Source organism: Olleya marilimosa CAM030 (assembly GCF_000518485.1).
Classification (GTDB): Bacteria; Bacteroidota; Bacteroidia; order Flavobacteriales; family Flavobacteriaceae; genus Olleya; species Olleya marilimosa.
The window spans coordinates 168421-193541 of the sequence record NZ_JADR01000008.1 but is presented as its reverse complement, the minus strand read 5'-3'; the positions used below and the strand labels follow the sequence as shown (position 1 = coordinate 193541).

Annotated in this window: 29 protein-coding genes; 9 read left to right on the top strand and 20 right to left on the bottom strand. The window is 33.0% G+C overall.

The genetic code is table 11. The features are described from left to right. Nucleotide 1 precedes the first annotated feature (1 nt). The 5 genes from M890_RS0110960 to M890_RS16055 all read right to left on the bottom strand — a co-directional run bounded on the left by M890_RS0110960 (nt 2) and on the right by M890_RS16055 (nt 4117). A complete protein-coding gene (locus M890_RS0110960; RefSeq protein ID WP_028283584.1) occupies nt 2-733 on the bottom strand; it encodes an AbiV family abortive infection protein in 732 nt (243 codons plus the stop codon). Between the two features lie 28 nt (nt 734-761). Beyond that, on the bottom strand, nt 762-1142 hold the full coding sequence (locus tag M890_RS16065) for a type II CBASS E2 protein (protein WP_157243277.1): 381 nt from the start codon (nt 1140-1142) through the stop codon (nt 762-764). A 76-nt stretch (nt 1143-1218) separates the two neighbouring features. Then, nucleotides 1219-2229, bottom strand: a complete 1011-nt coding sequence (locus M890_RS0110950) for a CBASS cGAMP synthase (RefSeq protein ID WP_028283583.1) — start codon at nt 2227-2229, stop codon at nt 1219-1221. 55 nt (nt 2230-2284) lie between these two features. Continuing rightward, nucleotides 2285-3271 (bottom strand): CBASS cGAMP-activated phospholipase, encoded by a 987-nt coding sequence (locus M890_RS16060; protein ID WP_036597460.1) that lies wholly within the window; start codon nt 3269-3271, stop codon nt 2285-2287. A 192-nt stretch (nt 3272-3463) separates the two neighbouring features. Then, nucleotides 3464-4117, bottom strand: a complete 654-nt coding sequence (locus M890_RS16055) for an N-acetylmuramoyl-L-alanine amidase family protein (RefSeq protein ID WP_084553656.1) — start codon at nt 4115-4117, stop codon at nt 3464-3466. A 199-nt stretch (nt 4118-4316) separates the two neighbouring features. Here M890_RS16055 and M890_RS0110935 point away from each other — a divergent pair, with 199 nt between their 5' ends. From M890_RS0110935 to M890_RS0110895, 9 genes are read left to right on the top strand one after another with little or no spacing between them, the layout of a single operon-like run. Beyond that, nucleotides 4317-4604, top strand: coding sequence for a hypothetical protein (locus M890_RS0110935; protein ID WP_028283582.1), 288 nt, complete (start codon nt 4317-4319; stop codon nt 4602-4604). Next, on the top strand, nt 4604-4882 hold the full coding sequence (locus M890_RS16955) for a hypothetical protein (RefSeq protein WP_084553653.1): 279 nt from the start codon (nt 4604-4606) through the stop codon (nt 4880-4882). Before M890_RS0110935 ends, M890_RS16955 begins: the two co-directional genes overlap by 1 nt. Next, the gene (locus M890_RS0110925; protein WP_028283581.1) at nt 4875-7277 is read left to right on the top strand and encodes a TraG family conjugative transposon ATPase; all 2403 of its coding nucleotides are present in this window, start codon (nt 4875-4877) and stop codon (nt 7275-7277) included. The genes M890_RS16955 and M890_RS0110925 overlap by 8 nt, the downstream gene beginning before the upstream one ends. Before the next feature lie 4 nt (nt 7278-7281). Next, nucleotides 7282-7863 carry a hypothetical protein gene (locus tag M890_RS0110920; protein WP_028283580.1) on the top strand — a complete coding sequence of 194 codons (582 nt, stop codon included), beginning with the start codon at nt 7282-7284 and terminating at the stop codon, nt 7861-7863. Between the two features lie 2 nt (nt 7864-7865). Then, nucleotides 7866-8708 (top strand): hypothetical protein, encoded by an 843-nt coding sequence (locus M890_RS0110915; protein WP_028283579.1) that lies wholly within the window; start codon nt 7866-7868, stop codon nt 8706-8708. A 20-nt stretch (nt 8709-8728) separates the two neighbouring features. Further along, a complete protein-coding gene (locus M890_RS0110910) occupies nt 8729-9346 on the top strand; it encodes a conjugal transfer protein TraK (protein ID WP_028283578.1) in 618 nt (205 codons plus the stop codon). A 22-nt stretch (nt 9347-9368) separates the two neighbouring features. Then, nucleotides 9369-10298: a conjugative transposon protein TraM gene (traM, locus tag M890_RS0110905; protein ID WP_028283577.1), complete on the top strand. Its 930-nt coding sequence runs from the start codon at nt 9369-9371 to the stop codon at nt 10296-10298. 30 nt (nt 10299-10328) lie between these two features. Continuing rightward, nucleotides 10329-11162 carry a DUF4138 domain-containing protein gene (locus M890_RS0110900; RefSeq protein ID WP_028283576.1) on the top strand — a complete coding sequence of 278 codons (834 nt, stop codon included), beginning with the start codon at nt 10329-10331 and terminating at the stop codon, nt 11160-11162. A gap of 7 nt (nt 11163-11169) precedes the next feature. After that, nucleotides 11170-11535, top strand: coding sequence for a hypothetical protein (locus tag M890_RS0110895; protein ID WP_028283575.1), 366 nt, complete (start codon nt 11170-11172; stop codon nt 11533-11535). A 54-nt stretch (nt 11536-11589) separates the two neighbouring features. Here the strand turns inward: M890_RS0110895 and M890_RS0110890 are convergent, their stop codons facing one another. The 15 genes from M890_RS0110890 to M890_RS0110805 all read right to left on the bottom strand — a co-directional run bounded on the left by M890_RS0110890 (nt 11590) and on the right by M890_RS0110805 (nt 24967). Further along, the gene (locus tag M890_RS0110890; RefSeq protein WP_036597449.1) at nt 11590-12573 is read right to left on the bottom strand and encodes a hypothetical protein; all 984 of its coding nucleotides are present in this window, start codon (nt 12571-12573) and stop codon (nt 11590-11592) included. Between the two features lie 3 nt (nt 12574-12576). Beyond that, nucleotides 12577-13182, bottom strand: a complete 606-nt coding sequence (locus M890_RS0110885; protein ID WP_028283573.1) for an ankyrin repeat domain-containing protein — start codon at nt 13180-13182, stop codon at nt 12577-12579. Between the two features lie 14 nt (nt 13183-13196). Then, complete coding sequence (locus M890_RS0110880) at nt 13197-13730, bottom strand: hypothetical protein (protein ID WP_028283572.1); 534 nt, start codon at nt 13728-13730, stop codon at nt 13197-13199. Between the two features lie 3 nt (nt 13731-13733). After that, nucleotides 13734-15098, bottom strand: coding sequence for an RNA-binding domain-containing protein (locus M890_RS0110875; RefSeq protein ID WP_028283571.1), 1365 nt, complete (start codon nt 15096-15098; stop codon nt 13734-13736). Between the two features lie 45 nt (nt 15099-15143). Continuing rightward, the gene (locus M890_RS0110870; protein ID WP_028283570.1) at nt 15144-16739 is read right to left on the bottom strand and encodes a type IV secretory system conjugative DNA transfer family protein; all 1596 of its coding nucleotides are present in this window, start codon (nt 16737-16739) and stop codon (nt 15144-15146) included. A 1-nt stretch (nt 16740) separates the two neighbouring features. After that, nucleotides 16741-17769, bottom strand: a complete 1029-nt coding sequence (gene mobB, locus M890_RS0110865) for a MobB family relaxase (RefSeq protein ID WP_028283569.1) — start codon at nt 17767-17769, stop codon at nt 16741-16743. Nucleotides 17770-17773: 4 nt separating this feature from the next. Next, the gene (locus M890_RS0110860; protein WP_028283568.1) at nt 17774-18175 is read right to left on the bottom strand and encodes a BfmA/BtgA family mobilization protein; all 402 of its coding nucleotides are present in this window, start codon (nt 18173-18175) and stop codon (nt 17774-17776) included. A 390-nt stretch (nt 18176-18565) separates the two neighbouring features. After that, nucleotides 18566-18763: a hypothetical protein gene (locus tag M890_RS16950; protein ID WP_028283567.1), complete on the bottom strand. Its 198-nt coding sequence runs from the start codon at nt 18761-18763 to the stop codon at nt 18566-18568. Nucleotides 18764-18773: 10 nt separating this feature from the next. Then, entirely contained in the window at nt 18774-19154 is a 381-nt protein-coding gene (locus tag M890_RS0110850) for a DUF6876 family protein (RefSeq protein WP_028283566.1), read from the bottom strand. Nucleotides 19155-19231: 77 nt separating this feature from the next. Continuing rightward, nucleotides 19232-19585, bottom strand: a complete 354-nt coding sequence (locus tag M890_RS0110845; protein WP_028283565.1) for a single-stranded DNA-binding protein — start codon at nt 19583-19585, stop codon at nt 19232-19234. Nucleotides 19586-20425: 840 nt separating this feature from the next. Continuing rightward, nucleotides 20426-20920 carry a VOC family protein gene (locus tag M890_RS0110830; RefSeq protein WP_028283563.1) on the bottom strand — a complete coding sequence of 165 codons (495 nt, stop codon included), beginning with the start codon at nt 20918-20920 and terminating at the stop codon, nt 20426-20428. 75 nt (nt 20921-20995) lie between these two features. Further along, nucleotides 20996-21811, bottom strand: coding sequence for an AraC family transcriptional regulator (locus M890_RS0110825; RefSeq protein WP_028283562.1), 816 nt, complete (start codon nt 21809-21811; stop codon nt 20996-20998). 356 nt (nt 21812-22167) lie between these two features. Next, nucleotides 22168-22713 carry a hypothetical protein gene (locus M890_RS0110815; protein ID WP_028283561.1) on the bottom strand — a complete coding sequence of 182 codons (546 nt, stop codon included), beginning with the start codon at nt 22711-22713 and terminating at the stop codon, nt 22168-22170. A 36-nt stretch (nt 22714-22749) separates the two neighbouring features. Continuing rightward, a complete protein-coding gene (locus M890_RS16755; RefSeq protein ID WP_157243276.1) occupies nt 22750-22911 on the bottom strand; it encodes a hypothetical protein in 162 nt (53 codons plus the stop codon). 259 nt (nt 22912-23170) lie between these two features. Continuing rightward, a complete protein-coding gene (locus tag M890_RS0110805) occupies nt 23171-24967 on the bottom strand; it encodes a ParB/RepB/Spo0J family partition protein (RefSeq protein ID WP_028283560.1) in 1797 nt (598 codons plus the stop codon). Nucleotides 24968-25121 lie beyond the last annotated feature (154 nt).

Below are 25121 nucleotides of genomic sequence, written 5' to 3'. Positions count from 1 at the left end.
ACTACTTCATTTTATTTATCTCCTTAAAAGAAAAGTCTTTTAAAGCTTCATTTATGAAGGTATGTAACCCATTTTTTATTTCTTCAATCTTATCATTTGACATATGCTTTGTGATTGAAGGATGAAATAAAATTCTTAATTGTTTATAAAATATAATCAGTCGGTTTGATGTATCTAAAATCGAATTATAATCCTCCTTATTGACAGTTTTTTGTGGAATTAAAATTTCATTCCTATAATCTACATAAAAACCTGCGTTTTTTAAATCGTTGAACTTTTTGATGCCCTCAATCCTATTAATTGCCGTACTAGCATTTGATAATACAAATGCGGCATCAGATAAAAATTGCAAAGTATTGTTAAGCCATTTCTTTTTCGTGTTAAGAATTTGCTTTTTGATTTCTCTATTTTCCCATTTATCAATTGTATCAAACAGAGACATTCCAGTTTCAATAAGCATTTGAAGTGAATGTCTTATTTCGTGATTTTTAAAAAATCCTTTAGCATCTTTCAGTAAATACACTCTGTAACCATGACTATGCAATAATACTAATATTGCTTTTATGACTTCTTCGGAACTCAAAATAAGTAAAGAACTTGCGCTGCTATATGATTTGTTTACATCTACTAATACTAAAGAATCAGATTTTAACCGTTTTGCATTTTCAAAGATATTAATGTTTAAATCTTTAGATTTTGCTTTAGAAAGATTAATAAAAGTTACTTCTTGCATTGTATTAATACTTTAATTTTTATGGCAATTATTCTACTAATTTGTTTAGCCTATGATCTATATGCGGATGTTCCCATTTACCAGTAATATTGTATAGTTCATAATAAACAAACCATTCTTGTGTCCAAGGGATAATAGTATCGTAGAGGTTATGATTTCGTGAATCCCAAACTAAATCATCTGACTTCGCATGATATAGACAAAGTGAGTTATCTGATGGGAACATATGTATTTCGTCATTATAATCAATTTGTGGCGAATCAACGAAAATCTTTGGTGGTGCGACAGCATTGTAAGTTAACGTATATCGGTATTCTGGCGACTGTTCCGTCGGCTTACAAATACCTTTTACAATAAGTACACCTTTACTAATACGACAATCCAAAAAATCAAAATATGTCTTTAGCAACTTTTTTTCACGGATTAAAATAGCTCTTTTTATTAAACCTGCTCTTGATGATTTTTGGGCTCTATTTTTATGAAATTTACTTCCCGCCATAATTAGTATGCGGTTTATTTTTCACACTTCCTGAATCACTTATTGATCCATCTCTTTTTGTATGCGCAGTACCTGATAGAATACTTGCCGATTGAGCTAGTAATGCTTTTTCTTTAGCGTCAACATCTTCATCTGCTCCTAAAGGAAACTTATCTCCAAAGTGTTTTCTCCATAGTTTACTTGATTTTAACTGATTAGGCTCATCTTCAACTGCTTTTGTAGCATCTTTGATGAAGTCATCAAGGTTTGAAAGAAAGTTATTCTTTCTTGAATCATCGTAATCTGAAAATAAATCATCATATGGCGTTCCAGGAACAATACATTCAAAACTATTGTTTAATGCCGTCTTAATAGTTTCTAATGTCTCTTTTATCGAGATGTCATCTCTATCGTTATATTTAATATTTTTCTCAGCCAAAATGCACATAGCTAATCCACTTGGCATTTTATTTCTTTTAAAATCTCCCCAACCCTTTAAAAACTTTACTACTCTTACTAATTGACCATTCTCATCTTTAGCCCCAGCGAACCAATCAATAACCTCTTTTGGATCACTCTCTTGTAATTCTTCATCTTTAACTGCTAAACGAGGATGTTCCCAATCTTCTTGAAAATAGTAAACTGGAAAATCAATATGATAATCTGCTGCGTAAATAACCCTAACACATCTTTTTCTATGTTGAGGATCGGCAGAAGTAGCACCAGTTACTGCATCTTTAACCCATTTTTGAAGTGTTGTACCAGTTACACCTACTTCTCTTTTAAAATAGACACCATCATCTAAATCACAATCGTCATCCTTCGTTACAATAGTAGTTTTCATTTTGTAACTACCTTGAATATAAAACTCAGGCACATAATCTGGATGATTATCTTTGAAATATTTTCTAATTCTATCTCTTAATACTCTTTTTGACTCCTTCAGACGGTCTTTTTTTGCCGACTTGATTGTTAAATTAACATTATAGTCTTTAAAAAGTTTATTACAGTTTGCCATATTATAAGTTTTTTTTCTAGGTTTCTTTTCATTAGTGTTTTTGAGTAATAGGTAACTACCTATTGCCAAAATAGGTATCCAATACATCTTTACAGTTTTTTTGATATTCTCTGGTTGCTCGTTCAGCTAAAGCCTCCAATTTATTTGCGTTTTTCTCATCCATAGCAACTTTAAAGTTATCATCAAACTCTAAATCAATTCTATGGTAATTAAAATCGTTATTAAAATTATTCAACACAGAAATAGAGTTATGCACTATTTGTGACTGACTTTGCATAAACAATTCGATAATTCTTTTTTTCCAAATCCAATAGAAAACCTGCCATCTTTTTTTCTTCTTGGCATTGGAAAATATTTTTTGTCCTGTTCCCAATGAAAGTAAATCTATTTCGGAAAGATTTTTTTCTAATCTGGTCTGTGCTTCTATAAGTGCAATCATACTCGGATTATTAGCATAAACACCACCATCTACCTTATTGGTAAAACTCTCAACCGTTGTAGAATCAATTTTCTTAAAATTATTTGAATACGGATTAAAAAAAGTAGGTGCTGCCGATGTTGCCATTGCTGCCATATACATAGGTATATGCTTATCTAAAATTAAATCCGATGCATGTGGTGTTTTAAGTACTTGCGTTGAACCATCCGTTAAGCTATAAATAGGAATCAGCAGTTTCGTTTTAGCATCATCTATTCTGGGATGTACATCTTTGTTATGATATTCCTTGAATATATCTTTTAAAAGTGCTTCCAATGGCTCATTATTGTAAAATGCACGTCTAAAAATATTATATCTTTTTTTTCCAAAAATAGTGTACGCATTATCTTTATAGAGTTCAAGAATTCTTTTTGCTGGAACACCTAATGAAAGAGCTAAAGCTATTATACCTCCAGTTGAAGTACCAGTTATAATATCGAAATACTTGTGTATTTGTCCTTCTCCTATTTCTTCCTCAAGCAAGGCTAAAAATTTCGCAGGAAAAACACCTTTAATTCCTCCTCCATCAATGGATAATATTTTAAGTCTTGGTTGGTTTTGCATACAAATATTATAATTTCTTTAACATTTATATCAATAAGCTGACCAATATTATTTTAGTGCTATTTTTAATTTAATTCTGACAAAATGTCAATAGTAAACTAAACAATTACAGGCTTTTGTTTCTAAATAAAGAATTAAACAAGGCTACTAGAATTTCTTTTAAACTCTTAACAATAGCAATCATAAACTCACTCATAACCCTAAAAATTTAACAATCGATTGAAGTATAACCAAAGCAACTGCACTTTGAGATTCTTCCTTAGATAAATATATTGCCTCATCGGTTTGAGATAAAAACCCAAGTTCTAAAAGAATACTTGCGCTACCGCTAGAACTATTCCTCAGAACTTGGAAGTTTCCATATTTCAATCCACGTTTTTTAATGCCAAGTATATCAGCTAATCCTTTTTGTATAGTAAAACCTAAATAGGCAGATTTTTCAGCTTGCACTTCACTTTTAGGATGAATAAAAACTTCTGTTCCTGATGCTGTTCTATTTATAGCTTGATTGCAATGTATCGAAATAAATATATCAGCTTTTAATTTTTTGGATAGTTCCGTTCTATCGCTAAGAGATATTAATGTGTCTGTATATCTAGTAAGAAATAATAGTAATGGATTTTCAATCAACTTGCTATTTAGCACCACTATTTTAGAAGCAATACCCAAAGCAATATCTTTTTCCTTTATACCATTTCTGGTTGATGCACCAGCATCTTTTCCGCCATGTCCAGGGTCTATAACTACAATAGGGTTCCTTACTTGGTCTTTACCATTTTGTGCATAAGTGAGATTTAAAAAAACTATACAGAATAGTAAGAGTGTAATTTGATTTAATGTGTTCATAATAATCGTTTTAGATTACACAATATTTAAGAAATCAATCACTTCCTTAATAATCTTCAAAAGTTTAACACCAATTAGCGTTAAAATTTAGAGATTTTCTTCCTTCATCTTCATTTCATAATAGATTTCACAAAAGTCTTAGCAGACGGCGAAGTTTGACGTACTGCACGGATAATAAATAATTTAAAATCTATTCGTTATGAAAAAATCAATTTTTGTCTTACTCACATTCTTGCTAACATCAGCGTCAAGCTTTGCACAAATTGGTGGTATTGAAGATTCTGTAAACGATGTTTCAGATACCATTAGAACCATTTTCCCCATCATCCTAGGTGTCATATTTCTTATTGGTTTCCTATTTAATGCTGGTCATTTCTTTGGCGAAAACGCAGACCTTAAAAAAGGTATTACTCGTGTTTTAGTATTTGTTCTCATCGCTGGTGCTGTGGTAGGCATATTCACTTACTTAATAACAATAGTTGTTTAATGAAGCGATACGAGGTCTATAAAAACATTAGGAAACGGGCGGTCATTTTTGGCTTGCCCATTTCCCTATTTGCCTTAATGATGGTTTCTATATTAGCATCATTATTAATTATCATCTTCTCTTTCAGTTTTGTGTTGATAATTGGCATTCTGATTTTTAATTCTGCATTATATGTTGCCTTGACGCGCATAACCCACAATCCACAACTTTTTCAGATGGCAAAAGCCTTCCCAAGAATTATAAGTAACAAAAGAAACTCCGGCTTCGATTATGAGTAAGATTAGTATTTCAGCATATCAACCCATTGTAGATATTCAAGACCATATTGTATTTGCTAATAATGGCAATGTGGTTTTATGCTATGAAGGGAATCTGCCAGAAATCTATTCCTTATCCGAAAAGGATTTTGAAGATATGCATGGTGCATGGTTTCAAGCTTTGAAATCGCTACCTATTGGAACTGTTGTCCATAAACAAGACATCTACCTAAAAAAAACTTATACTTCGGAACAACTTCCAAATACCACCTTTTTAGAAAAAGCCACACACGCCCATTTTAAAGGTCGCGGACATATAGAGCATAAATGTTATTTGTTCTTCATATTAACCAAGAACAAAGCACTCAACAATCCGAAATACGTCAATCCTTTCAGAAAAATTTCAAAAGGCATTGTACAAGAACTCGACGATAATATTAAGAGCTTCGCAAACTCAGTAAACGATTCGGTTTCCTTTATAAATAATAGTAGGAAAATAGAATTTCTTCCGCTAAAATCAGAAGATATTCAGCAACTAACAAGTTGTTATTTTAATGGTTTTAATGAAGGATTTGATACCGATATTTTATTGAAAAAGAAAAGCGTCAATATTGGCGAAAACTATTTTGATGCGCTTGCCATCAACAGCGAACTATGCTTTGGCGAAAATGTTCAGAGTAGCAAAACTAATGAGAAATTCACTTCGGACGATTTTGTGTTTCATCAAGGGTTTATTGATGGTTTAGGACTTACGCTCAATGAAAATCATATTGTCAACCAGATTCTCTATTTGGATGACAAACAGAAGTGGCGTAAGCTACTCGATAAGAAAATAGAGGAACTCAATAAGAGTTCCAATTTTGGTTCACAGAACAAAGTGGTGCTTGGTAAAATTCAGCACATTCTGGACCAAATTAATGCAGATGACAATTCACGAATAATACGTGGTCATCTCAATATTGTGTATTGGTCTAAGGATGCTAAAGAGTTAGATAAAATAACTTCCAAAATTAAAACCGAATTTAAAGAATTGGATATCATTCCTTACTATCCACGAGGCGAAGAACGCAAAAATTATATACTAAATAGTTACTGTTGCTTCTCTTCTAATTTTTCAAACAATGATTTATACGTAACTGATTTAAAGCATGCGCTTTGCTTGTTTTTAAATAACACCAACTACAAATCAGATAAAACAGGCATCATCTTTAATGATAGAGAACATAACATTCCGGTATTAAAAGATGTTTGGGATGAAAAAAAGAAACGCATCAAGGCTAGAAATTTTGCCATTTTCGCACCAACAGGCGAAGGCAAATCGTTCTTAGCCAACAACATTCTGCGCCAATATTTTGAAAGTGGTGTTCGTTTAGTCATAATAGATTTGGGTGGTTCTTATACCAAATTCGCCAAGCTCTATCCTGAAAAATATACCGTATTACGATACGAAAGCGGAAAGAACTTAGGTATCAATCCCTTTTATATTAGTGACGTAAAAGATTTAACACCTGAGCGACTTGAAGATTTATCGGTCTTTCTTTTTGAACTGTTTGCTTCGGATTTAAAAGTAACTAAAGCGCAATCAGTTTCGGTTAAAAAGATACTGCGCCATTATTACAATAGCACTTCAGAAAATCATTCTTTGGAAGGCTATTATAACTTTATAGAAAGGAATCAGGAAGATCTTCTGAGTACCTTAAAAATCCATCCTGACTACTTTAATGTTACGAGCTTCTTGCATGTGATGTCTGAGTACGTTGGCGATGGTCTATATAGCTTTCTATTTGAAGTTAGCGAAGACCAAACTTATAAAATAGAAGACAAACGATTGATTGTTTTTGAACTCGACGAAGTAAAGGACAATAAGGAAATTTTGTCCGTAATGTTGAAGTTGATTAAGTCAGCCATTCAAAGAACCATTTGGAAAAACAGAGCTGAAAAAGGCATCATCTTATTTGATGAGTTTGCCAAACAACTGAAGTTTGAAAACGTACTTGAAAGTGTAGAGTTCTACTATCAAGCTATTCGTAAACAAAATGGCGCTATTGGAATTATCCTGCAATCGATTAATCAGCTTCCGAATAATTCAACATCTGCAAGTATTCTAGAAAACACGCAAGTCATTTACAGTCTTAATAATGAAAAAGGTTATGAAGAACTGGTTAAAAGACTCAATCTATCTAGCCACGACTTAAACCAATTAAAATCCATTAAAAACAATCTTTCTGGTCCACGCAAGTACACCGAAATGTTTATTAAAATCGGAAAAGAAAGCAACATTTTTAGGCTCGAAGTTCCCAAAGAAGTTTATGCAGCTTATTTGACCGATGGACAAGAAAACGAAGACATAATGAAGTTCTATGAAGAGCATCATGACATGCAAAAAGCAATAATTCAATTCACATCTAAAACGTAATATTATGAAAAAGAAAATCAGAATTTTAGTAATGGCAGTAGCATTAATGCTATTAATTCCATCAAAGGCAACAAGCCAAGGAATGCCTACTTATGACAACACCAATTTTATTAGTTTGGTAAAGCAACTTGTAGAATCTGGTAAACAGACAGCTCAAATGATTAAGTCTGTGAAATTTTTAAAGGATGCAAAAGAAGCCATAGAAAAAGTTTCTAGTGTGGTACAACAACTCAGAGCGGTTGAGGAAATTGCACAAAACAATCAACGTCTTATTCAGGTTATGCAAAACGATTTGCAAGACATTTTGAACTCGCCTTATATAAAACCTGAAGAAGTTACACGAATTGCAGAATCATTCGATGCGATAGTCCAAAACTCATTGGACACCGTTGAATTTATGGGCGAAATTTTATCCAGCGACAATCTTAAAATGACCGATGCCGAACGTGCAGAAGTTCTTAAAAAGAAAGAACAGGAATCTAAAGAAATGGTTTCAAATATCACTACAAAAACGAAACGATATAGAGATATTATTTCCTTCAGAAAAATGCAAGATAAAGTTAATAATCGCGAAACAATCTATTAGAAATGACCGCAACCATCATTTTAGGAATTGGACTGGAATATATCGACACGGTATTTCAAACCATACAGAACAGCAGTTTTTCGCAATATACCATTGCAGGAATGAAAACGCTTGCTGTATTGTTTTTCTTGGTCAATATCCTAAAAAAATACAATGAAGGTATTGCGGATAAAGATGGCTATTCTTGGGGATTGAGTCCAGGCGAACTCGCAAAGAATTTTGCTGTGGTAATCTTGGTTATTTTTTCAACGCAGGTGTTAGGGTTTTTCGATGGTATTTTAGTTGCCATTGAAGGACAATATCGAGGGACTGCACCTGCGTTATTACCATTGCAATTACAGGATTTACCGCTTGAAGAAGAAGTCGGTTTATTAGATGCTGCAAGTATGGCAATGACTTTACTTTATGAAGCTTTAGTAACACCACTTTATGGATTCAAGATATTAGCATTTATGTTGAGTACCATCTTATGGATTCTTGACCTGTTTATTTACCCGCTATTTTTAGCAGAACGCTTCTTCCTGTTGGGGATTATGCAAGCGTTTTTCCCATTGGTTATAAGTTTAGCTGTATTTGAAAAATTCCGCTCTCTTGCCTACACATTTTTCAAACTCTATGCAGCTGTTTATATGTTAGTGCCAGCATTTTTTCTGGTCAATGTGTTTGTCAATGCCATCTATACTGAAATAAACACCAACTTCTGGACCAACTTGTTTGGTACCGATTTTGGCCAGGGATTCTTTGCGCCTGTTGTACAATTAGGTTCGGTTGGCTTTATCGTATTCCTGAAGTTCAAGTTATATAAACGCGCTACATCTTTTACTCTTAGATTATTTACTGCCTAAGGCAGATTAAAGATAAAAATATGAAAACACCATACAAAAATATTTACAACGTACTAAAACTGAATCGATTTATTGTTTTGGCAGTAGTCGTTTGCGCATTGCTATCTAGTACTTTTTCGGTTTGGATGGCATTTAATACAAATAAAAATGCGATGAATAGTGCTTTTGCCATTAATACAGATGGCAGTATTATTCCGCTGAAGCTCGTTAACCAAAAAGAAAACTTTAAGGTTGAAGCTTTGGCGCATTTAGAACTATTTCACAATTACTTCTATAATATCGATGCCAGCAATTATGAAAAGAATCTGAAAAAGGCACTTTGGCTTGGTAATAGTTCGGTCGACAACTTATATCGTCAGAAAAAAGCTGATGGTGTCTATAATCGATTATTGCAATATTCATTAGTTCAAAAAGTACTGAGCATCGAGTCGCAGATAACAGAAAATAATGGCGCGTATGGTTTTACTTCAACCACCATTTTTGAAATCAATAGAGGTTCTATAATTGACACATATAAATTGGTTTCCACCGGAAACCTAATTATGGTTGATCGAAACTTTCCTAATAATCCACACGGATTGTTAATTACCAATTATTTCGAAAACACTCTAAAAAAATTAAGCAATGAAAGCCCATAATAAGCATTAAAATATCACTCTTATGAAAGTACAAAAGAACAAAATAGTATTTGCAGCTGTATTAGCCATTGTCTTTATATTCATTATTTCCTATTCCGTGATGGTAATGGGCGACGATGACAATGAGAATGAAAACCTAGAACAGACCTTGATACCAGATTTGGAAGAAAATCAAAAAGAGTATGATTCTAAGTTAGATGCTCTTAATGATTTAAAAGAAGTACGCGAAACCAATGCACCCAGCATCTATGATGAAAAATTAATTGATTCTATGGGTTATTACGATCCAGACCTTCCAGAACGTGAAAGAAAACGTATTGTAGATAGTATTTATGATGCAGGCAAAATTCTATATTCTGATAAAAAATATCAAAACTTCGGACAGAAGAAAGTCGAAAAGAAGCAACCTATAGAAATTGATTCTTCAGAAATACTTAGAGAACTTAAAATTCAAGCTAAAGAATTAGGCTTGGAACATCAACTGTTTTTTGCAGCTGCACCAAAACCCAATGAACTTTCTATTATTGGCAATACGGATGCTACCATTTACGTGGTTGTTGATGGCGACCAAATTGTAAAGGCAAACACCAGATTGAGAATGCGACTTACCAAAGCTGCAACAATCAACAATAAACTAATGCCCAAGAACACACTTGTATTCGGGTTCATAAGCTTTCAGCCTAATCGTGCTTTAATTGAAATTGAAAACATCAATCATCATCCCACAAAACTCAAAGCTTTCGATTTACAAGATGGTAGCGAAGGTATTTATGTGGAAAACAATTTTAGAGCTGAAGCGACAAATGAAGTTCTAGACGATGTTATTAGCGATATCAATATCCCAACTGTTCCGCAGGTAGGTGGTATTACAAAGGTACTAAGACGTAGTAATCGAAATGTAAAGATTACCGTATTAAACAATTACAAACTTATTCTAAAACCAAAATTATGACCCATTATGGGTATTTAAAAACGCACTCTTATGAAAAACTATATCAACATTTTGACTCTAATTATTGTTTCCGTTTCTATGAATGCGCAAACAACAACCTCACTTGACACTATTTATGCAAACGACACTAAAAATGTTGCGCTCTTTTTTCCTGAGCCTATTCGTCAAGGCATAACAGGTTCAGAAAATTTTGTATTTACCTACAATCGTGAAAAAGAACAATATTTCGGCTTACTGCAAGCCAAGCAGGGAAAAGAAAGTAATCTACTGGTAATCAATAGAAATGGTTCGATTTTTTCGTATATTGTAAGGTATAAAGCGCAGCTTTCAAAGCTCAATTATTTCATCCCGATGACAAGTAGTATCGGGAGTGAAAAACCAAAAGTTGAGGACTCGATTCTGTCTAAAAATTTTGAAAAGAAGATTGATAATAGCACGTATTATTATCAAAAATTCTGCTCTTATCTTCTTGATGGAAGACAATATCTTGGAAGACATACAAGACGAAATAATGGTGTTGTCATGAGGCTTGAAAATGTTGTTTTTGATAAAGAAGAGCTCTACTTCGTTATTCAAATTAGGAATAATTCTACTTTGGATTATGATTTGAATTTCCTAAACCTTTCCGTTGAAACGCGACAAAAAGGAAAAAAGAAATCTTTACAACGTTTGTACATAGAGCCTATTTTTAAACATCATCTGCCTTCTAAAATTGTGGTAAATGAAACCGTAAGATTTATATATGTTATGCCTAAATTTTCGTTATCTAATGACAGAAGAGTAGTTTTAGAATTAAATGAGAAAGATGGCGAACGAAATATTGAAATGAAAGTATCACATAAATATATCAATAACCCAAATTAATAATATCATGAAAAAAATAGCCATTTACTCACTTGTTGCCTTATTTATTTCTTGTGCGGGAACTACGAATTCAGATCCTTCATCGGTAGCAGAAATCGTTGCAGAAAGTTTTTATCAAGGCAAAGAAGCCACGCTTAAAAAGCATACAACACCAGAAGGTTTTGCCACATTTTCCAATCTTCAAAAAATGTTTGCTAAACCTAAAGGTTCAGAATCAAATTTTAAACTTATAGATGAAGTTACAGAAGGCGATGTTGCTTGGATAAAATACTCGACCTCTTATGACAAAACACCAGGCATTTTTAAATTGGTAAAGCAAGATGGTGTTTGGAAAGTTACGGTTAGAGATCCTAAGGAAAAAGCGCCGTTGTGAAAATTAGATACTTTTTTTAAATATAAAATTAACTTATAAGGGATGAAATTACTTTCATCCCTTTGTGCTTTTGTCTTTCAATTTCATCAATTCTACTGAACCTGTATCTTTTTCAATAAAAATGAAATCTGCTTGATCTTTTGACATTCCATAATTTTCTCTTGCGCCAAAAATTGTTGTCTTATCTGTTATAAATTCAATATCCTCATTAATCGAGAAAGAATATCGCTCTACTGTAGAATTAATTAAAGTATCAGCATAATTTGGGTAATCCTTAAATTTAATTTCATTATAGTTGGTATCAAGAATATTTACAAATGCTTTCTCCGCATCTTTAAAAATTCTTAATCTATCTTCTAATTCATTTTTCCCAAGTTCATTAAAATCTGTCGGATGCAAATATTGCTTTATTTCTAATGAATTAATATCGAAAAAAAACAATATCATTTCATCTGTAACCCTAGAACCTTTATTATGCGGATGCTCATTTGAAAGTATTCTAAGTCGCTTGTCATGAGGTTTAATCACAAGCCTACTAAAGCTATCATTCTTCGTAGAAATTCCTATGTAGTGCAAATGGTACTTTGTAAAATCTCTGTAATTTTCAAACCCTGATAAAAATGGTGGTTGATATGAAAGATTATAAAGAAATTTCTCTGTTGTGAACCAATCTATTACTTCAGGATCTTCAGATTTTTTCCATATTCTAATTAACTTATCTCCAAGTTCTATATCTAAATCTCCAAATTCCATAAGTGGTAAATCATGAGCTTTAAACAATTCAACTAAATCTATACTTCCGGACATTTCATTGCCTCCAGATTCAAATTTAAAGTTGATTTTACCTGAAAGACTCAAATTCATCAAAACTAAATTTTCATTTTCAAAAATGAATTTTGATTCTGCCCTTTGTCCTATAAAATAAATTTTACTTCTCTTAAACCAATCTAAAGACTCCGTATCGTTTTTCAGCCACTCAGATTCTTGATTCGAAATGGGTGGATATACTAATTCTAAATAATGTATTTGTGCCCTCAATATCTATAATTTATTCTTTTTCGTTTTCTCTCTCCAATCAATAAGTTTAGCACTATAGTCTGCTCCTAAGTTATCGAGAGTTCCAATATTATTTTCGAGTAGTAATTCAACCGCATTCCATTTTCCTTTCTCTCCTGCCCAGTAAACAGCTCTTTCTGCTCCACTATCAAGATTATGAAGGTCATTATCTATTAAGAATTGTAACAACGTTACTTGACCTGTACTAGCTGCACTACAAAAAATACCGTTAAACTCGTTAAAGTAACCAAGTAGCAATTCCATAATTGGTAGATTACCTTTAGCTGCTGTCCATTGCAATGCAGAAGTCTCATTTTTATATTCTGCTGATTTCCCAATGAGATACTTTACAAGTTCCAAGTCCTGAGCATCACAAGTATATGCAAGTACCATTTTTTTAGCAGCAGATTCATGAGAAATTCCATTCTCTAGAAAATAGGTGACAATTTTAGAATATCCTTTTCTAGCAGCAATATCTATACACCAATCATTAGCAACATGAATATCTACTCCGTGTTTTACACATGTCTTGATAAATCTTAAATTGCCTTCAAAACAGGATTCTATGAAGCTTTTTTCTTGGTCTGTCATATATTAAACAGGTCTTATATTTCCATTAAATTTTCTCTATCTTTCAAATAGTAATATTTTTCCTTTCCTGAACTAAAATAAGCATTTCGAGTGGCTTTAAATTCCATTTTCTTCAAGTCTATATTCATTGTTAAAGCTCTTATTTCCCCACCATCTTTGTGTTGAATAATAAATGTTGAAATTGTAAATCCGTGTTCGGACAATCCTGTAAAATATTTAATATCAATTATTTTTGAGCCAGGTTCAAAACCTTTCTTTATCATTTCTCTTGTGATATGGTCTTTACCATAATCAAATATGACTTGAATATCGTTTAAACGTTCTTTCCTTTCAGCCTCAGATAGTTTTGTCCACATTCGATAATCGTCCATAAACATAAACTTCGTTTTCCTAATTAAATCTGAAGCTTCAAATTTAGATTCATCTTTTGATAAGTTTTGAACATTAGTTTTATTTCCTTTTTTCTTTTTTGAAATCAGTTTATAAATCCAATAGAATGGAAGTCCGAGAAAGAATAATATTAATAAAATAAGTAGAATTCCTGTCATTGGTTATTTACTCATATTAATTTCCCAATACCCTCTAGTACCATCTTTTCGTTCTAAATAGCCTTTTTCTTTAATAGCATTTATATGTTTACCAACAGCAGATTCATTGATACCTAAAACTTCAGCTATTTCATTATAAGTTATGGTTTTATTTTCAGCAATTAGTTTAAGTACTTCTTTTTGCCTTTTAGTCAATTTAGAATTATCGTCTATTTCACTACCTATTACACCACCTATTACACCACCTATTGCACCACCTTCTCCATTATCTTCTTTATCATCTACTTTAGTAGTAAGTTCTTTAGTAACAAAAGCCATTCTAAGAAAGTTTTCAGAAAAATTAAAACTCTCTTTACCATAATGATCTAAAATACGTGGAATACCAGAACCCAATTGTTCTACTAACTCCAAGTCTTTGAATATGCGCATCAGTTCTTTGTTACGAGGGACTGAAAACCCTTCAAAAAATTCTTGCTGACTCAATCCTTCAGGTAAACCTCCAGCAGATGTAATTTCAATTCTATCTGAAAAAATCTCAAACTTGGGCGGTACTTCATTGGTATAATCATTATGTACAAAAGCATTAATAATGGCTTCACGTAATGCAATAGGATTCCATAGGTGGCTTTGTTCTCTCTCCTTTGAAGTGATTTTTGTAGCTATTCTATTTTCTACAGCAATTTTATCTATGACTTGTTTAGTTGCCTTTGCTAAACACTCATTGCCATACTCATTACTTTCTATTAAATCTGTTCGATTTGTACCAGAATATTTAGCAACTTTAATAGACGTATTATTCTTATCTGCCAAAAGATAAGCTGCATAATTATATGCGCCATCTTCAGTAAGTAGTTCTAAATTTTTAGCAAATGCGTTGCCTAGTTTATAGCCTGATTCTTCATAATATATTTTCAGTTGGCTAAAAGTCAAGTCTTGTGTCGTTGCTTTGATTTTACTTATGGAATTTCGAGTACGTTTAGAAAAAAGCGTATCAATCATTTTTTGAGGCATTGGTTCTGCAGCAGTTCCAATTCGTATAAAGCACCCCTTTTCACTCATACCATATTTTCTTAAATGATATGGTTTTTCTGGTCCACTTGCTACAATAATTTTTATGATATCCTTACCCTCACGTTCTTCACTAACAATATCAAATAAGCCTAATGCAGATGGTTTAATATTGTGTTTCAACCGATCCTTTATCTTTAATTGGTCACTATCTGAATCTGCCAAACCATAAGTTTTTCCTGTTTTATCAATACCTATATAGATAATGCCACCTTCGCGATAGTTCAGAAAAGCAATGACTTCTTTTTCTAATCCTTCAGTAAGCTCTTGTTTGTATTCTATACGATTGGTCTCGGTCATGAAAATTGAAATGGTCTAACTAATTACGCTATAAAGATACTGATATTAATTTTTGAAAATCGATCTAACTTCTTTATAAACTCTATCAAAATTAGCTTGTAAATCAGCATCAGAATAGTTCTGCTGCTTTGTTGGTAGTCGCTTTTCAATTTTAGGCAATTTAAATTGTACTTTTCTGTCCTTTCCATCTGCGAACGTAATAAATTCGCCTTCTTTCAGTCTGAAAAACACATCAGCTCTAATTTTTGCAACCTCACGCTCTCCTGTTGTAATTCGTGTATCAAAATTAAGATTATGACCTCTGTTTACGCTTGTGGTTTCTTTCTTTACAATTTCAAAAAAGCGTTCGTAATATTTCGCGGTGTCTGGATCGTTTACCTTTCCGAAGAATTGATATGATAAATTACTTAAAATCGCTTTACTCGCCTTATCTCCATACATCATATCATTCTGTATTTTGTCTTGCATTACGTAAATCGTGGCAATATCATAACTACGCAATGTGGCTGGAATTCTGTGCATATTTAATAATCTGATTGTTGGTGCTTCTTCCATCAACAAAAACGAAGCATTTGAATCTCGTACACTCATTTGTTTGGTAATCGTGTGAATAATAGTCGCTATAATTGGCGAATATGCAGTCTCGTATTTCGGATTATTGACTACTGAAATTGCTAAAGGTTTCTCCTGGCTATTTATATCTAACGGAACATCATCTGCGGATAAGGTCATAAAAATACGTAGCGTACTTATTTTTTTGAGCGCATTGGCCAAAGTGCTTTTTACTCCAGCGGTTTGTCTGTCGGAATCCTTACCACTAATAAACGCATCTGCCATCGCTCTCGATGTTGTATTTAAACTCAAAAAAGCAATTAGACTATCTGTGTCTAGAAATTGATAAATAGCTATTAAATGTGGTAGTGTGCACAAATGCGGATATTTCGTTCTCAACATCCAAATCAAACCACTAATTAAACCTTCTGCTGCATCATTAAAAAATTTTGTTGTTCCTATACTTCCAGATTCTCTTTGCTCTAATAAGTTTTCAATGAGTACACGAGCAACTTCATTTACGCTTTCTTCATTGGTCATATATCTTGGTGCTATCGGATTCACTCGATCATGAATATTATCGAATGAAATCACTTTAAAATCAATTTCGTTTTTTTCAAATAAGGGGAATGCCATTTCTGTGATTTCAAAATTCTTGTAATCGTGAATCACACCAGAAAATTTATGCTTACTGAAATGCTGAAGAAAATTAAAAACGACACTTTCAGTTTTCCCACTTCCTGCAGAACCAATTATTGAAGCACCTCGTTTGATGTTGTTTATTTTAAAACTTCCACGTTTTACTTTAAAATGGACTTGGTGCTTATTATTGGAATCTAACATTTCATTCTCCTTGTGAAGAAATACATATAAAACTGTATTGATAAGTAAAAGTGGGCAACCAATATAAAGTAATTGTATAACCCATTGCATAAAATATGGGCTCATTCTGAAAAGTAGACCTAAACAAATTACAGTCAAAATTAGATTTATAAAAAAGGCATGTTGCGTCATTTTGAAAAGACTAGAGAACACCAAGCTCATTCCAAATAATAACCCAATAGTAAATATGACTCCTTGTATTTCCATGTTATATGCCTATTGAACCAGATTTAATCGCCACGTCCACACCACGTTTTAAAGTCCTGATTGTTTTTAGTGCCAACTGCACTTGATTAGTTGGAATACTCATAATAGGTACTCCAGATTTCGCAAGCATTTTAAAAGCTATGGCTTTCTCACTTGCTGGCAATCCTAATAGTGTTGCGAAGTACAACTTTGGATTTTTAATGAAATCTTTCTTCGATTTATACGATTCTGCATAGTTGCGTTTGTAGCCAAATGTTTTGTCGAAAGTGCTTTCAGCTTTTGTAAAAAATGCATCTCTATCAAAACCACGTTTTACAATTTTACCATGCATCTCAACTTCAGAAGCTTTGTGTTTAGATCCTGGCGATAAACTCACAGAATTTGAGGCATCTTTTCGGCTCACGATAATATGAATATGACTTTGATTACCCGCTTTTTTCATCCCTTGAACAATCCGTTTTCCATTTTGTTGGTGTGGTGCTCCAGCTTCGAGTTTGATTATTTGGGATTTCATTTTCTTTATATTTCCCTCTAATTGATGATTCTCTATTTTTCGGATATCAGTTTTTAGCTGAAGTATTTTTGTGGCAAAAGGTTGGTTTTCTTTTACCTTTTTATCTGTTCCTTTAAATGTTCTTTGATGCTCAATTTTTGCAAAATATTTTATGTCGTCAACTGTTATTGGCTTACCATTTATTTCTCGATTAAATGATGTTGCATAATCCTTCATTATGGCTCTTGTATATTTTTTTAAATCTTCAGAATTATTCTGCATTTTTCTCAATTCATATTTACTAGGACTAACTGTAATTGAATAAAATTTTGGTTCTTTCTTTTTCAGTTTTGCAGTATTACCATCGATTTCTTTTACCACTTCTTTCACTTGAATTTCATCTCCATATTGATTAAAAAAATGTTCGACATCTTCTTGCTCCAATCCTTGATTTTCCTTCTCCAGATACTGAGCAAAATCCGTAGAGCTTTGTGAATAATCTCCTCCTAATTTTTGAGCTGTAATTGTGATATACATAATTTTATAATTGATTATTTGAATCTTTTTTTTCGACAAACTGAACTTTTGTGTCTTTGACTTCTTTAATTTCTTTCGCTAAAATCAGCTTTTTCGGTTTGGGTTCTAATCCCATAAACAAGGATTCCAACATCGCGGTTGTAGGTTTGTCATGGTTCTTTTCTATGTCTTTTATGATGGCGATTACCGCATTGATTCGCTTCTTAATTTCACTCTCCAATGTTTGCATATTTGGTCCCAAAGTTTCATTTGGTGAAATGCCATTATTCTCAAAAAAGTCTAGCATCAAAAGCAACGTCATCGATTGTGATTTAGACAATTTTTTACTAAACTCTCGAAAACGCTCTGCTACTGAAGTTTTAATCCCGAGCTTCTCAAACCGCTCTTTTTCATATCCTTTATCCATTTTTTCTGAAAAAATTTGTTGTTTTTATTGGGTTGCGAGGTTATTTTCTGAAAAAACGATGCTAAAAATTTGAAAACCAAAACAATCAATCGCCGATAGGTGTTGATTTCACTAGGGTTTTGAAAAAACTGAAAATCGAAACATCGCGCTAGCGTGTTACCCTCTTGCTATTCCTTTTCGTCCCGCTTTAGCGGGACAAAAAAAATACCATTACATCCAAAAATGTAATGGCTTTTTCTGTAATACGAATTGAAATTAGATTTTTTAAGAGTGTTTCAATTGAAGTTTAAAAGTATGTTTAACAAACCCCTCTTTTTGTTGCAGAATATAAAATAACATGACAAAAAAAGACCTCTAAATAATTAAAGGCCCTGGGTTAATAATTCGATTTTAAATATTAAAAACATAGTCATAAGAATACAAATTTCTTAGAGCTTCTTCTTCCAAAAGTGTATCATATTCAATATGATGTTCTTCGGCATAGCGTTTCAAATCATTTCCAAATTTATGCTCAACATCTTTTTTGGAAACCGAAACCAAACGTTCTTGGGTTTCGTTATCGAGGTTCGTATAATTGAGATATACCATAACACAATTTTCAGTATTCGCTCGGAAGCATCAACGTATTATCTACGAAAAATAATCGCAATTCATCCAAAGGAAAATCGGTTACATTATATCGGTGCGTTTCAAAAATTTTATCATTTCCATCACTATAATTAATGATGGCTTCACATTGTTTTTCAAACTGTTCCTTTTCAGAAAGTCGCTTAAAATCGATAGTAATAAAAGAGCTTCTATTTGATAAACTTTTTGCAATTACTGATGCATCTGTAATCAGCCAAAAGCATTCCGCTTCGTTGGCTAAATATTTCAATCCGTCAGTAAAACGAGTTCCAATTAATGGGATTTTAAAGAACATTTCTGTACCACAAAAATGTTGCAAATCGGCTTTTATTTTGTTAACTTTATCCTTCATTGTTTTTTCTTTTTATAAGTTAATAATGAAAAAGAGAGCGCAACTTTTCGACAAGAACGCTCTCTTTTAATTTTCAATTATTCAGTAGCGTTTTCGCCTTTAATTCCTAAAAGCAAGATTTCATCTACGACCACTTCGGTAACGTATCTTTTTTCTCCCTCTTTGGTTTCATAAGAGCGTGAGGTCAATTTTCCCTCTAGTGCTACTTCTTTTCCTTTGCCTACATATTTCTCAACAATTTCGGCAATCTTTCCCCATGCTACAATATTGTGCCATTGGGTATTTGTCACTTTTTCGCCTTTAGAATCTTTATAAGATTCATTGGTTGCGATTGAAAATTTTGCAACTTTCTTTCCGCTTTCAAGGTTTGTGATTTCTGGCTCGTTTCCTACGTTGCCAATTAACTGTACTTTGTTTTTTAGAGTACTCATAATTAAAAAATTTAAAGATTAATATTGACCTAACTGAACTATTCAGAAAGGCTTTGTTATTGATTTACTTATTATATCCAGAGCGTTTTCCTTTTTTTGTTTTTTTAACTTTTGTTCCGCTTCCTTTTTATTGATTTTGTAAGATTTCATAAGATTCATTTTAGATTTACTTCCCATAGAGCCGACGCTGTTACCTTCTTTTTGTTGCTTAGTGCGCTCCAATATTCAGCTTTGTTTAGACATATAAAAAGTGCGAGGTTAGCCTGCGCTGAGCGCAGTCGAAGTGAGCCTGGTTATGCTGTCGTTCAAAGCTGAATGTTGTTATTTTGCTGTCAAAAAAAGGTATGACGGTGTTGGATTACGGAAGTGATTCTAAAGTCTTTGTGAAATACAAAATCATAGGAAGTGGAACAAAATGCAAATACAATTTTATCCTATTAGGCGGACTTGATTCACGCTTTTTATTTGGGAATGAAGTATTCCTTCCCAGAGAAGCGGAAAGGGTTAACGGAATGAAGTTTCAAAAGTGTGGATTAGGACCAAGACTTATTTTAATGAAGCTCTTTTACTGGAATGTAGTTTTTACGAAATGGAAAAAAATGTGCTGAATGGATTCTGAAAAAGAGGTTACCATCGTCATGAATAATTAATTGTTAGTGACTAATTAATAAAATTTAAAATTAGGACGAGGAAACTTTCTAGTATAAGAATAGTAAGGAAATAAATTGTAATTAATTTTCAGAAAGTAATCTAATAAATAAAATGCAAATACGGTTTAAACAAAAAACTAATTAGCTATGAGTTATATACGTTGTTTTTCGTTCGTTCTTTTTCCCGTATTTAATTTGGGGAATGCAGACCAATTTTATTTCCTTCCGAGTCAAGAAATAGAGCGTAATAACCACTTTCGTCTGCGTGAAGTGATTTCGGAACAATTATTTCTCCTCCAGTTTTCTCAACTTTATCAAGAATTACTTGAAGATTATCTCCACCATTTAAGTATATGGTTACACCATTAGCCGAAGGTTTATAGCCTTCTGCTCTAATAATAACTCCAGTAACCATTTGTTCTTCATAAGGAAATATTCCCATTTCCATTTCGGGCATTTCCATTTTCTCAATGTTAAGGTCTAAAATTGCTTGATAAAAATTAACTGCTCGTGAAATATCCGTTGCTGGAATTTCAAAAATTGAAATATGACTTTTCATTTTTTCTGTTTTTTGATTAATATTAGATTCTACCGAGATAGTTTCGGTTTTAGATTTGCTTTGATTGTTACAGGCTGTAATACTAAATGAAAGAATTATGGCTGTATAAAGAATGGTTTTTTTCATTTCGTCCTGTTTGATTTTACAAGACAAATTTAGGCTTAGTACAAATAAAAAAATTGTAAAAATGCGACACCCTGACTATTTGTAGAAAAGGGTAGAAAGTGTCATATTTTCATTGCTTAAAAACTCCTTTGGGTTAATTCCAGTAAACTCTTTAAAGTCTTTTGTAAAATGTGCTTGGTCGAAGTATTCTGTTTTATACGCAATATCAGTCAATTTTTCAGACTCTTTATTAAGAAGCAATTTTAGGGCAGTTTGCAGTCGGATTACTTTACCTAATTGTTTTGGACTAACTCCAATTTGTTTTAAAAATTTCCGTTCAAGTTGTCTCCGTTTTGATAAATCTCCTTTAAGAATAGTACTTATCGAAGCACTTCCATTCGTTGCTAAAAGGGCATCAATCGTTGTTTTTACGATATTGTCAATTGTAGTTTTTTTGTTTAATTTATCTAATAGAAAATTTTCAATGATTTCTATTCGTTCACGACTATTGATCGCCTGAATTATTTTTTGTTCCAATTCATTAGCTGTTTTTTCTCCGAACAAAAATTCAATAGGTGTTTCCTTATTTGCTAAATTCTTAATCGGCATATTTACAAAATTCGCAAAACCATAAGGATAAAAACGAATTGCAAATGTATTCACGTAGCCTGTCGGTTCAATATAAAAGGGTTCAATCGTCTGTCCGAGAACCATTGCACGAGGTTGTATAATGAATTCATTCTCCGAAGTGTATCGTTTAATATCGTCTCCAAGTATAAAAGCCATTTCAATTGTTCCATCTGGAATTATCCGCTGTCTTTGTGCATCAGATTCAGCAGGAACTTCTAAAGTCCAATAACAACTGATAAGAGATTCCAAATCTGAATTTGGTTGAAATGTTTGGTATTTCATTTATTTATTGCTGTTTTTTGAATAACGCACAATGTGTATTATAACTCATAAATATAACATTATCCCAATAACGATATGTAATAAAAGTATTTTTTATTTAATCCTGTGCTTCTGTATTTTAGAGAATCGGACTTGATCCACACTTTTTACTTGGGAATGAAGTGTTCCTTTCCAGAGAAGCGGAAAGGGTTAACGGAATGAAGAGTCAAAAGTGTGGATTATGTCCAAGACTTTGATAATGAAGCTCATTTTCTGGAATGTAGTTTTCCTGCCCGTCCGGCAGGCGGGTACGGAATGGAAGGAAATGTGCTGAATGGCATGATAAGACAATCTCCTCGTATAAGCGGAATATTATTTTAAAACAACTTCTCTTGAATATCCAAAATACCATCGTCTTTTGATACTTTATTCTTTTTCAAAATACCCTTAAGCGCTTTTCTTCGCTTATCATAAATCCATAATCTCAGGTTTTTTAAGAGTCCTTTTTCATAATCTGACAATTCTTTTGGTGCTATTTCAATCATAGCTTCTAATTGGTCTTTACTTTTGGTCTGCATTGCATATTGAAGTCCTAGCCACGTGTAAATGTTTACCCATTCTGTTTGCATGGGTGCTTCATAAGTTCTTGGCATCATATAGGCTAAAGTCTCTATAAGTGATGCCATTTTCTCTTGCGTCATTGAGCATATTATTCGTGATAATTTTATTCTACCAAGAATGTCTTTTGGAATAGTGTCTTGCCATGCTGATTTAAAAACAATTATTGGACTCGCAAGGCAATCCATAAAATCGAAAACGAAATCACTCTTATGCTTTTTAGTTGGTTTTACTACTTTTTCTTTTGCTAATATCGGCTTACATTCAAAACCGAAATCGAACTGAACTACTTTTAAATTTTCCATGATGTGAGATTTTAAACCTGTCTGCCGACAGGCAGGTTAAACGCTATCTAATAATACTTGATAATTCGCAGGATGCTTTTCCCTGTAATAAGCTAAATGACTTTCTCCACTATCGACATCGTAATTTTCACTACTTAATCGGTAATGTTCTTCTGCTTCTTGTAATGACATGTTGGGTTTTTCAGGTACTTGTTTCATAATTCTAATATTTTTTGATTAAACAATATTTGAGCAGTATCTAAACGGAAGATAAAATCACAGCTCAAAAGGAAACGGAATAAATAAGCGTTGGATGATGTGTAGGCTTTATGCCGTAGTCTTTTGATGGGTGTATTTTACGAGTTTACCTTTGCGCTGATATTGATTGAATAGGTTCTACCTACCTTTTTTTTACGAAGGACTATATAAAAAAATAAGAGCCAGCACGAATGCTGCCCCTTACTTCCAACAACAAAAGCTAATCGTTTAATTCCTGAATTTTCTTTTCAAGTTTTCCTATTCGCTCTTTCAAACGTGCTTCACGCTTGTTTCTCTCTTCTGCATATTCCTTTTCAATATTGGCAATTTTGGTTTTATAATACCCTTGCATCGCATTGTAGAATGAAATGTTTGTTAAGTTATTAACGTGATTGCTTTCGCCAAAATGTACTTGCTTGGTAAGGATGTACCGAATCAACTTATAAAAGGTTTCCTTTTTGAAATTCTTTTTGAAGTTCTCGACAGTTTCCACATCAGTCTTCTTGGATGTGTTACCCAATAATTTTGAAAAGTGTTTTTGTCGACCTACATAGTCCACATTGTTTTCAAATACCGTTAATGAGAAAGCCACCATTTCATCTACCGAAAGTGATTTCTTCTTTTCGATATAATCGGTTTCACGAATCATCTGAACTATGTCCTCAAATTCCTTATTATGCCCGATGTGTCGCTTTCGTGTTTCTCTTTCGTTGATTTTAACGATTTGCTCTTCTGGCGAACACTCTGCCATTTTTCTATTTGCCAACGGTTCCGAATATGTAGAATTTTCAGTTTTTGAATCTTCTACTAGCTTCACAAAGATTGCTTTGTGAACATACGTTTTTGGATGAAACATAACACCATTTACAAATCCATTTTCTTTTGCTGAATTATATGTTTTTAATTCTTCTTTGTAATTCTGAGTCACTTCTTCAAATTCAGCGCTCAGCTCATTTTCAGAATAGTCGTAATGTTGGTATTCTTTCTTAATTGCTTCTATTGTAGGTTCAATTGGCTCTTCGATTATTTCAACATCATCCAGCAGATAGACCTTCAAGCCACTTTTTTCCAATTGCGATATAATGAGCTTATTATTGTCATCAGTTGCCCAATATTTGCGAATTTCAGGAATCAACAACACATTCTCTTTCTTCGATTTCTCAATCAAGTTCAAGAATGACTTGCTTTTCTTCGTTTCATAACAGGCTGATTTTGTACACACCATTTTACCTTCGCCAAACAAATTACCTTGATTTGCTGCGTTGAACGGACATGTTGTACAAGCTCCGACTTTAGTAATCAATTTGTCATCAACCACATCGAAAGGTGCATTCTCCAAATCATAAGTCTGATTTTTAATCATCTGATTAATTTGATGTGCATTAAAATCTTCGCCCATTGTTTCTAGCATCATTTGCTGTTCCTCTGGCTCGAAAAGCGCAACACCTACACCTAACGAAATCGTCATTTCGCCATTACGAACAAACACTTTAAAACCTTCAATTAGAGCTGCTAATTTTAAACGTTGCCTTACAAAGTTTTCTGTTCTTCCCAACCGTTTTGCAATTTCCGTTGGCGCATATTTTTCGCTTAGGAATGCTACAGCTTCGGCTTCTTCAGTAGGTTCAACATCCTGTCGTTGCAGATTTTCGATAATTTGAATTTCTAGAACATCATTATTAGCATATTCCCTAACGATACTCGGAATGGTTTTCTTTTTTACCAATTTGCTTGCGCGAAACCTACGCTCTCCCATGACGATGATGTAATCTTTTCCAGATTTTCGGACAGTAATAGGTTGTAGGACACCGTGTTCTTCGATGCTTTCAGATAGTTGCTTAAGCGCTTCATCGTTAAAGGTTTTTCTTGGTTGCATTGGGTCTGGAATAATCCTTCCGATAGGTAGTTCTTGAACTTGAAGTCCAATGGCGCCTTGTGTCAATTTCTTCTTGACTTCATTTTTAACGGTGGCTGTTGCCTTTCCGTTTTTGCTTGTAGTACTTGCTTTTGTTGTCATAATACTTAAATTTTAGATTAAACAATATTTTTGCAGAACCCAAACGGAAGACAAAATTTCTACTCAAAAGGAAACGGAATAAATGAGTTGTGGGCGAAGCGTTGGCTTTATGCTGTAGTCTTTTGATGATAATATTTTGCGAGTTTATCTTTGT